This window comes from Kitasatospora sp. NPDC049258 (genome assembly GCF_040678895.1).
In the GTDB taxonomy this organism is placed as follows: Bacteria; Actinomycetota; Actinomycetes; order Streptomycetales; family Streptomycetaceae; genus Kitasatospora.
This window is the reverse complement of sequence record NZ_JBFAQT010000047.1, coordinates 39,549-49,235: the sequence shown is the minus strand read 5'-3', so window position 1 is coordinate 49,235 and position 9,687 is coordinate 39,549. Positions and strand designations below refer to the sequence as shown.

General features: G+C 71.8%; 4 protein-coding genes and 1 rRNA gene. 3 read left to right on the top strand and 2 right to left on the bottom strand.

Annotation, left to right across the window (positions count from 1 at the left end):
- Both rrf and AB0K43_RS27820 read left to right on the top strand, forming a co-directional pair.
- Window positions 1-81: ribosomal RNA gene (rrf, locus tag AB0K43_RS27825) — 5S ribosomal RNA — on the top strand; the annotation flags it as partial.
- A 62-nt stretch (window positions 82-143) separates the two neighbouring features.
- Complete coding sequence (locus tag AB0K43_RS27820) at window positions 144-992, top strand: phosphatase PAP2 family protein (RefSeq protein WP_363644461.1); 849 nt, start codon at window positions 144-146, stop codon at window positions 990-992.
- Window positions 993-1,102: 110 nt separating this feature from the next.
- Here AB0K43_RS27820 and AB0K43_RS27815 read toward each other — a convergent pair whose 3' ends face one another.
- Both AB0K43_RS27815 and AB0K43_RS27810 read right to left on the bottom strand, forming a co-directional pair.
- On the bottom strand, window positions 1,103-1,663 hold the full coding sequence (locus AB0K43_RS27815; protein WP_363644459.1) for an acetate uptake transporter: 561 nt from the start codon (window positions 1,661-1,663) through the stop codon (window positions 1,103-1,105).
- Window positions 1,664-1,987: 324 nt separating this feature from the next.
- Window positions 1,988-4,540 (bottom strand): SpoIIE family protein phosphatase, encoded by a 2,553-nt coding sequence (locus AB0K43_RS27810; RefSeq protein WP_363644457.1) that lies wholly within the window; start codon window positions 4,538-4,540, stop codon window positions 1,988-1,990.
- A 571-nt stretch (window positions 4,541-5,111) separates the two neighbouring features.
- On the opposite strand from AB0K43_RS27810, the gene AB0K43_RS27805 reads away from it, so the two are divergent.
- Window positions 5,112-9,611, top strand: a complete 4,500-nt coding sequence (locus AB0K43_RS27805; RefSeq protein WP_363644467.1) for a HAMP domain-containing protein — start codon at window positions 5,112-5,114, stop codon at window positions 9,609-9,611.
- Window positions 9,612-9,687: the final 76 nt, after the last annotated feature.

The window sequence follows — 9,687 nt, the reverse complement described above, 5'->3', positions numbered from 1 at the left end:
ATTCCGAACCCGGAAGCTAAGCCTCATAGCGCCGATGGTACTGCAGGGGGGACCCTGTGGGAGAGTAGGACGCCGCCGAACAATCTTTCAGAGAAAGCCCCCCTCCCCGCCGGGAGGGGGGCTTTCTGCGTTAACCTTCGCCAATGCAGAACCTGACCCTCACCTGGCAGACCTCGGCGGCGGTGTCCGGGGTGCTGCTCGGCTCCGCGTACGTGGCGGGGCGGGCCCGGCGCGGGGCGACGGTCGTGGCGGTGCTGCGGGAGTCGGGGACGCTCCTGGCGCTGTTCACGCTGTGGCAGCTGGTCGGGCACCTCTCGCTGCTGAGCACCGACCACGCGCTGGACCGGGCGGGCTGGATCCACCGGACCGAGCTCTCCTTCGGGCTGCCCGACGAAGTGGCCTGGCAGCGGGCGGTGATACCGCACCCCTGGCTGATGCAGGCGGCCAACTACTACTACGCGACCATGCACTTCGGGGTGATGCTGGTCCTGCTGCTGTGGCTGTTCCTCCGCCACCGGGACCAGTACCGCTGGGTGCGGACCACGGTGGTGCTGACCACCGCGGCCTGCCTGGTGGTGCAGTTCATCCCGGTCGCCCCACCGCGGATGCTGCCGGGCGCCGGCTTCGTCGACGTGGCGGCGCAGTACGGGCAGTCGGTCTACGGCGGCGCGGTCGCCGGGGTGGTGCCGGCCCAGCTGTCGGCGATGCCGTCGGTGCACGTGGCCTGGTGCGTGATCGTCGCGGTGGCCGTGGTCGCCGTGGCGCGCGGGCCCTGGCGCTGGCTGGTGGTGCTGCACCCGGTGCTGACCGTGGTGGTGGTCGTGGTGACCGCCAACCACTTCTGGGCGGACGGTCTGGTGGCGGTCGCTCTCCTGCTGGTGGTCTACCTGGTCCAGCACGCCTGCTCCGGGTGGCGGCAGGGCCCGGGGCAGGCCGCCCAGCAGGACGCCGAGGGCCACCCGGTGCCGGAGTGGATCCGCTCGGGCCGCTAGCGGGGCCGCGTGGGCCGGCGGGCCCCGGACGGGCCGCACGCGACGGTGCGCGCACACGACGATGGGCCGGACGCTCCCGAGGGAAGTCCGGCCCATCGCCCTGGCGGGCGTTACTTCAGCGGAAGCAACGACTTGGCCCAGCCGATGTTGGCCAGGGTCGCGGTGGCCCAGTACCAGGCGGCCAGGCCGGAGGCGGCGGCGAACCAGCCCGCGACCTTGCCGAGCCCGTCGCTGCCGCCGAAGGTGGCGATGGCGTTGAGCACCAGCGAGACGGTCAGCAGCCCGTAGACGAGGCGGCTGAACAGCCCGCTCCGCCAGGCGGCCAGCGCCAGGGTGAGCGCCAGCAGCGCCCACAGCAGCAGGAACAGGCCTGCGGCGTTCTTGCTCGCCCCGGCGCCCTCCGACCAGGCCGCCCAGAAGGCGCCGAGGCCGGTGAAGGCGGTGCCGCTGAAGCGGTCGCCGCTGCGGAACTGCCAGAGGCCGGCGATGAAGAGGGTCAGCCCGCCCACCAGGTGGGCGACAGAGGCTGCGTCCTTGAGGCCGGCACCGCTGAGGATGCCGGTGGACAGCAGACCGGTTGCGAGCAGGGTCAGACCGAGGGCCAGGTAACCGAGAGGGCCCGCGTCGTCTCCCGCGGTTCGGGCGATCGCCCCGGAGGCTTCATTGCTCACCGGAGGCTCCTTTCACTTCTGGGCGCCGATGATCGGCAGATGTCCGGTGAAGGTGGGGGGTGGTGCTGAGGATGGGTGCGCGATACCGGGCCGCGGGCGCACGGAAGTGGCGTGCGGGCGGCTGCGGCTGAGTGATGAACCAGCAGGTCAGGTGCTGGTCGATGGCCCCTCCGGGGGGAATCCCCCGGTGTCTCCGGTGTACCCGGCCCCGGCGGCTTGTACCCTTGTGAATCTCACAATTTGTACAGTCGTCAGCTGTGGAACGGCGACGATTGGACGGTTGCTGAACGAGTCTGAATGGTCAGGCCGTTGCTGGACGCCCCGTCAGGGCCGGCGCTGGGTGGGGACCCGCAGGGTCAGGATGGCCATGTCGTCGGACGGCGGCTCGGGGGCGAAGCGCTCGACCGCGCGCTGCACCCGGGCCGCGACCGCGCCCGCGGTGAGCCCGGTACAGCCGGTCAGCACCTCGGCCAGGCCGTCGTCGCCGAGCATCCGGCTGCCCTCCCGGCGCTCGGTGACGCCGTCCGTGACGCAGAGCAGCACCTCGCCCGGCTCAAGGACCAACTCCTCGGCCGTCAGGTCGAGTTCGTCCATCACCCCGAGCAGTGGCTGCGGGGTCGCGGCGGCGTCCACCTGGCCGTCCGTGCGTAGCCGCAGCGGCAGCGGGTGGCCGGCGCAGACCAGGGAGAGCAGGGTGCTGCCGTCCTCCCGCGGGGTGAGCTCGCCGTAGAGCAGGGTCAGGAAGCGGGAGCGCGGGCCCTCGTCCAGGATCGCGGCGTTGAGGCGGCTGAGCACCTGCGGGGCGCTGAGGCCCTCGCGGGCCAGCAGCCGGAGCGAGTTGCGGGCCAGGCCGGTCACCGAGGCAGCCTCCGGGCCGGTGCCGCAGACGTCCCCGATGGCGAAGCCGTAGGTGCCCTCGCGGATCGGGAAGATGTCGTAGAAGTCCCCGCCGACCTCGTTGCCCTCGCCGGCGGCCTGGTAGAAGACCTCCACCTCGACGCCCGGGATCTTCGGCAACTCCGGTGGCAGCAGAGCCCGTTGGAAGGCCTGGCTGGTGGCGGTGCGCTCGGAGTAGAGGCGCGCGTTGTCCATCGCGAGGGCGGCCCGGCGGGAGAGGTCCTCGCCGAGCTCCAGGATCTCCTGGCGGAACCGGGCGCCGGCCGGGACGCCCAGGACCAGCAGGCCGATCACCCGGTTGCGGGCGGCCAGCGGCATGACCACGGTCTCGCCGAGCATGCCGTGCAGCTCCGGGCCGTCCAGCAGGCCGAGCGCCCGGGCGGTGTCGCCGGGCGCGGTCCAGTACCGGGCGCCGGGGGCCGGCTCGGCGGCCGGCGGCGGGGTCTTGTCGAGCAGGGCGCGCAGCGGGTCGATCCGGTCCTCGTCCTCGTGCAGCACGAAGGCGAGGTCGGCGCCGCCGGCCTGCTCGCCGGTGGTGTAGACGGCGCACCAGGTGGCGAGGGTGGGGACGGCCATCTGGGCCATCAGCGCCAGGGTCTGCTCGTGCTCCAGGGTGCCGGCCAGCAGCTCGGAGGCCTCGACCAGGAAGGACAGCGAGCCGCGCCGGCGGCGCTCCAACTCGCCGAGCCGGGCGCTCTCCAGGGCCAGCGCGATCCGGTCGGCGGCGAACTGCAGGCGCAGCGCGTCCTCGTTGTCGTAGCGGCCGGGGCCGGCGGCGGCCACACCGAGCGAGCCGGTCAGCCGGCCCTCCACCTTGAGCGGGACGGTGATCAGCGACCGCAGCCCGGTGCCGGTCAGCAGCGGGGCAGCGTTCGGCCGCACCGAGAGGTCCTCGTGGACGGTGGGCAGCCGGTCGGAGTCGAACCGGGTGGCACCGGAGTCGATCGGCATCCGGACGAAGCGCTTGGCGGCGGTGGCCAGGCCGGTGGCGGCCCGGACCTCGAACTCGGTCTCGTCCTCGGTGGTCAGCAGCAGGTAGGCGGCGTCGGCGTCGAGCAGGTCGCGGGCGCGGTCCACGATGCGCTGGAGCAGCCCGCCGAGGTCGTCGGGGGCGATCGAGCCGACCAGCAGGTCGAGCGGCTCCACGGCGGGCGGGGCGGCGGCCGCTCCGGCGGGGGAGCGCAGCACGGCGCGGTCCTCCTCGCGGACCAGCAGGCACAGGGCGGACGGCGTGCCGTGGGTGTCCCGCAGGCGGACCTGGAGCGCGTACACGTCGACCATGCTGTCGTCGGGGCGGCGGACCGCGAAGCCGCCCTCCCAGCGGGCCATCCGCAGGGTGTCGGCCAGCTGCGGGCCGCCGTGGCCGGGCGGCCAGCAGGCGTACGCGTCCCAGCGGTGGCCCAGCACCTGGTCGGCCGGGTGCAGGAAGAGCGCCTCGGCGTCCGCGTTCCAGGCCTGGACCAGGCCGGTGTCGTCGATCCCGACCACCGCGACGCGCACCGGGCCGTCGCTGTCCGGCAGTTCGCCGCCGGGGATGTTGGGCAGCGCGTACCGGGTGCCGCGGACCTGCTCGGGCAGCGCGAGGCGGAACCAGACGGTCTTGCGGCCGGCGGAGTACTCGACGCCCCAGCGCTCGGAGAGTGCCGAGCACATCAGCAGGCCGCGGCCGCCCTCGCCGTCCGGGTCGGCGTAGCGGTCGGAGGCGGGGCCGGGGACGTTGGCGAAGGCCGGCAGGCCGCGTTCCGGGTGGCGGTCGGTGACCTCGATCCGGATGCTCCCGTCCTCGCGCAGGCAGCAGACCTCGGCGGCGGTGCCGGCGTGCACCACGGCGTTCGTGACCAGCTCGCTGACCAGGACGACCGCGTCGTCCACGACCTCGGGCAGTCCCCAGCCCTGCAGGGCCTCGCGGACGAAGCCGCGGGCGGCGGCGGCCGACCGGCCGACCGGTTCGAAGGTGGCGGCTGCGCGTGCGGTGACCACTGCCACGTCTCCTCTGCTCTGGTCCGGCTGTCGGCCTGGCCTGCTCGTCGTCCGCTGCCCGGTCGTCGCGGGCCCCGGTGGCGGTCGTCGGCAGGCGATCGGTGTGCGGTTCGGGTTCCGGTGCAGCGCTCCACCCTACTTTCCGCTAGGTACCCCGTGGGGGCGGGGAGTCGAAACAGGCACCTGAGGGTGATTCTGCCCACCACTTTTGCGCAGGGTCGGCAACGACCCTGTGCAACCGGCCGGACACCTGGCGACTGTGCTGACAGACTGGGGAGTCCGCGGTGTCCGTCCGGCGGAGTACGGTCGAAGCGGCGCCGGTGGCTCCGCTCAGCCCGCAGCGGTGTTCGGAGGCGGGTCCGGTGCCCGCTTCCCGAGCGGTACCGAGCAGTCACGATATGGGAGGGCCCCGTTGAGTTCGGCGACCAAGGACGTTACCGGTACGACTTCGGCTGCCGCGCGCGGTGGCCGGGCCGCCACGCCGGCGCGCGGCGTTGCCGGGCGCCGGGCCAACCCGAACCGCGGGGCGGAACCCGCCGAGTTGCGCAGGCTGCTGACGGCGCTGACCGCGATGCGGGACGGCAACTTCCGCCGGCGGCTGACGTTTCCGGGGGACGGCGTCCTCGCGGAGATCGCCGCGGTGTTCAACGAGGTGGCGGAGCGCAACCAGCACCTCACGGGCGAACTGGCCCGGGTGCGGCGGGCGGTCGGCCGGGAGGGCCGGCTCTCCGAGCGGCTGGAGATGGGGGTCGGCGAGGGCGCCTGGATGGCGGCCGTCGACAACTGCAACGCGCTGATCGACGACCTGGCCCGGCCGATGGCGGAGGTGGGCCGGGTGCTCACCTCGATCGCCGAGGGCGACCTGGACCAGCGGATGGAGCTGCGGTCGGTCCACACCACCGGGGCGAGCTATCCGCTGCGCGGTGAGTTCCTGAAGGTCGGCCGGACGGTCAACGGGCTGGTGGACCAGTTGTCCGAGTTCACCGACGAGGTGACCAGGGTGGCCATCGAGGTGGGCACCGAGGGCAAGCTCGGCGGCCAGGCCCGGGTGCGCAGCGTCTCGGGCAGCTGGAAGGACCTGGCCGACTCGGTGAACACCATGGCGGGTCGGCTGACCGCCCAGGTGCGCAACATCGCCGAGGTGACCACGGCGGTGGCCAAGGGTGACCTCTCGCGCAAGGTCACGGTGGACGTGGCCGGCGAGATGCTGGAGCTGAAGAACACCGTGAACACCATGGTGGACCAGCTCAACTCCTTCGGCGCGCAGGTCACCAGAGTGGCCCGCGACGTGGGCACCGAGGGGCGGCTCGGCGGTCAGGCGCAGGTGCCGGGGGTGGCCGGGGTGTGGCGCGACCTCACCGACTCGGTCAACTTCATGGCCAACAACCTGACGGCGCAGGTGCGCAACATCGCCGAGGTGACCACGGCGGTGGCCAAGGGCGATCTCTCGCGCAAGATCGAGGTCGACGCCCGCGGCGAGATCCTGGAGCTGAAGAACACCATCAACACGATGGTGGACCAGCTCTCGGGCTTCGCCGAGCAGGTGACCAGGATGGCCCGGTCGGTGGGCACCGAGGGCATCCTGGGCGGTCAGGCGCAGGTGCCCGGGGTGGCCGGGGTCTGGAAGGACCTGACCGAGAACGTCAACTCGATGGCGAACAACCTGACCAACCAGGTGCGCAACATCGCCCAGGTGACGACCGCGGTGGCCAAGGGCGACCTCTCGCAGAAGATCCAGGTGGACGCCCAGGGCGAGATCCTGGAGCTGAAGAACACCATCAACACCATGGTCGACCAGCTCGGTGCCTTCGCCGACGAGGTCACCCGGGTGGCGCGGGACGTCGGCACCGATGGCATCCTCGGCGGCCAGGCGAGCGTGCCCGGGGTCTCGGGTACCTGGAAGGACCTGACCAACAGCGTCAACCTGATGGCCAACAACCTGACCAGCCAGGTGCGCAACATCGCCGAGGTGACCACCGCGGTGGCCCGGGGCGACGTCTCCAAGAAGATCACCGTCGATGCCAAGGGCGAGATCCGCGAGCTGGTCACCACCGTCAACACGATGGTGGACCAGCTGTCGGCGTTCGCGGACGAGGTGACCCGGGTGGCCCGTGAGGTGGGCACCGAGGGGATCCTGGGCGGTCAGGCCCGGGTGCGCGGGGTGTCCGGCATCTGGCGTGACCTGACCGACAACGTCAACTTCATGGCGTCCAACCTCACCAGCCAGGTGCGGACCATCGCGGAGGTCGCCTCGGCGGTCGCCAACGGTGACCTCTCCAAGAAGATCACCATCGAGGCGCAGGGCGAGGTGGCCGCGCTGGCGGGCACCCTGAACACCATGGTCGACCAGCTGTCGGCGTTCGCCGTCGAGGTGACCCGGGTGGCCCGCGAGGTCGGCACCGACGGCATCCTGGGCGGTCAGGCCAACGTGCCGGGCGTGGCCGGCATCTGGAAGGACCTGACCGACAACGTCAACCTGATGGCGAACAACCTCACCGGGCAGGTCCGCAACATCGCGCTGGTGATCACCGCGGTGGCCCGCGGCGACCTGTCGCAGAAGATCGACGTGGACGCGCGCGGCGAGATCCTGGAGCTGAAGACCAGCATCAACACCATGGTCGACCAGCTCGGGGCGTTCGCGGACGAGGTCACCCGGGTGGCCCGCGAGGTGGGCACCGACGGTCGCCTCGGCGGCCAGGCCCGGGTGCCCGGGGTGGCCGGCACCTGGCAGGACCTCACCGAGTCGGTGAACGAGCTGGCCAACAACCTGACCCGGCAGGTGCGCGCGATCGCCCAGGCGGCGACCGCCGTGACCAGGGGCGACCTCAGCCTGCGGATCGACGTGGACGCCTCCGGCGAGCTCGACGAGCTCAAGGACAACCTCAACCAGATGATCGCGAACCTGCGCGAGACCACCAGGACCAACAAGGAACAGGACTGGCTGAAGACCAACCTGGCCCGGATGTCCGGTCTGCTGCAGGGCCGCCGCGACCTGGAGGCGGTCGCCTCGCTGATCATGAACGAGCTGACCCCGGTGGTCTCGGCCCAGCACGGCGCGTTTTTCCTGTCCCAGCCGGCCGGCCGGACCGCCGAGCTGATCACCGAGGACGACGACGAGAACGACACCGTGCTGCGGCTGCTGGGCAGCTACGGCTACAACCGGCGCTCGATGCCGACCACCTTCCGCCCCGGCGAGGGGCTGATCGGCCAGGCGGCGGTGGAGAAGCGCTCGATCATCGTCAAGGAGACCCCGCCCGGCTACCTGAAGATCGCCTCCGGTCTGGGTGAGGCCTCGCCGTCCCACCTGGTGGTGCTGCCGGTGCTGTTCGAGGACCGGCTGCTCGGGGTGATCGAGCTGGCCACCTTCAGCTCGTTCACCGCCGTCGCGCTCGACTTCCTCAACCAGATCGCCGACCTGATCGGGGTCACGGTCAACACCATCAGCGTCAACACCAAGACCGAGGGGCTGCTCCTGGAGTCGCAGCGGCTCACCGCCGAACTCTCCATGCGCTCGGCGGAGTTGGAGGCGCGGCAGGAGGAGCTGGAGCGCACCAACGAGGAGCTCCAGGAGAAGGCCGAGCAACTCGCCCAGCAGAACCGCGACATCGAGATCAAGAACAGCGAGATCGAGGAGGCCCGGCAGATCCTGGAGGAGCGCGCCGAGCAGCTGGCCCTCGCCTCCCGCTACAAGAGCGAGTTCCTCGCCAACATGTCGCACGAGCTGCGCACCCCGCTCAACTCGCTGCTGATCCTGGCCAAGCTGCTCTCCGACAACAACGAGGGCAACCTCTCCGCCAAGCAGGTCGAGTTCGCCGAGACGATCCACGGCGCCGGCTCCGACCTGCTCCAGCTGATCAACGACATCCTGGACCTGTCGAAGGTCGAGGCGGGCAAGATGGACGTCCGTCCGGCCAAGATCGCGCTGGTCCAACTGGTCGACTACGTCGAGGCGGCGTTCCGCCCGCTGGCCGCGGACAAGAACCTGGACTTCGCCGTCCGGGTCTCGCCCGACCTGCCGGTCACCCTGCACACCGACGAGCAGCGGCTCCAGCAGGTGCTGCGCAACCTGCTCTCCAACGCGGTGAAGTTCACCGACACCGGCGCCGTCGAGCTGCTGATCCGCCCGGCCGGGGCGGACGTCCCGCAGCACGTGCGCGAGCTGCTGCTGGAGGCCGAGGCGATCGGCGACCCGGACGAGGCCCTGATCGCGTTCTCGGTCTCGGACACCGGCATCGGCATCCCCGGCAACAAGCTGCGGGAGATCTTCGAAGCCTTCAAGCAGGCCGACGGCGGTACCAGCCGCAAGTACGGCGGCACCGGCCTCGGCCTGTCGATCAGCCGGGAGATCGCCCGGCTGCTCGGCGGCGAGATCCACGTCGAGAGCGAGCTGCACCGCGGCTCCACCTTCACCCTCTACCTGCCGCTGCGCGCCGAGGCGCCGGGCGCCGGGGCGGAGCGCCCGTCGGCGCTGCCGGTGCGGGCCGCGGTCGGGGTCACCCCGGCGGGTACGCCCGTCCCGATGGGGGAGAACCTGGCGGACCACTGGGCGCACGAGGTCCGCGAGCTGGCGGAGGAGCGCCGCCGCGGCGCCGCCGAGCGCCGGCGCTCGGCGCAGCAGGCCGAGGCGCCGCTGCCGCAGCAGCAGATCGAGCCGGCCCAGCGCGCGGGTGGCCCGGCGCAGTTCCACGGCCGCTTCGACGGCGAGCGGGTGCTGATCGTCGACGACGACATCCGCAATGTGTTCGCCCTCACCAGCGTGCTGGAGCAGTACGGCCTGACCGTGCTGTACGCCGAGAACGGCCGCGAGGGCATCGAGGTGCTGGAGCAGCACGAGGACGTCGCCCTGGTGCTGATGGACATCATGATGCCGGAGATGGACGGCTACGCGACCACCGAGGCGATCCGGCGGATGCCCCAGTTCTCCGGTCTGCCGATCATCGCGCTGACGGCCAAGGCGATGAAGGGCGACAAGGAGAAGAGCCTGGCGGCGGGGGCGAACGCCCACGTCACCAAGCCGGTGGAGGCGGACACCCTGCTGGCGGTGATGCGGCAGTTCCTCGCGGTGGGCTAGCCCCGACCGGTCGGGGCGGCCCGTCCCGGCGGCCCGCACTGGCGGGCCCGGCCGGGAACGCTGTAGGGTCACCCAT

Bases quoted from the DNA above. Each gene is read 5' to 3' on its own strand.
- AB0K43_RS27820 (WP_363644461.1), top strand. From the start codon at position 144: ATGCAGAACCTGACCCTCACCTGGCAGACCTCGGCGGCGGTGTCCGGG.
- AB0K43_RS27805 (WP_363644467.1), top strand. From the start codon at position 5,112: ATGCGGGACGGCAACTTCCGCCGGCGGCTGACGTTTCCGGGGGACGGC.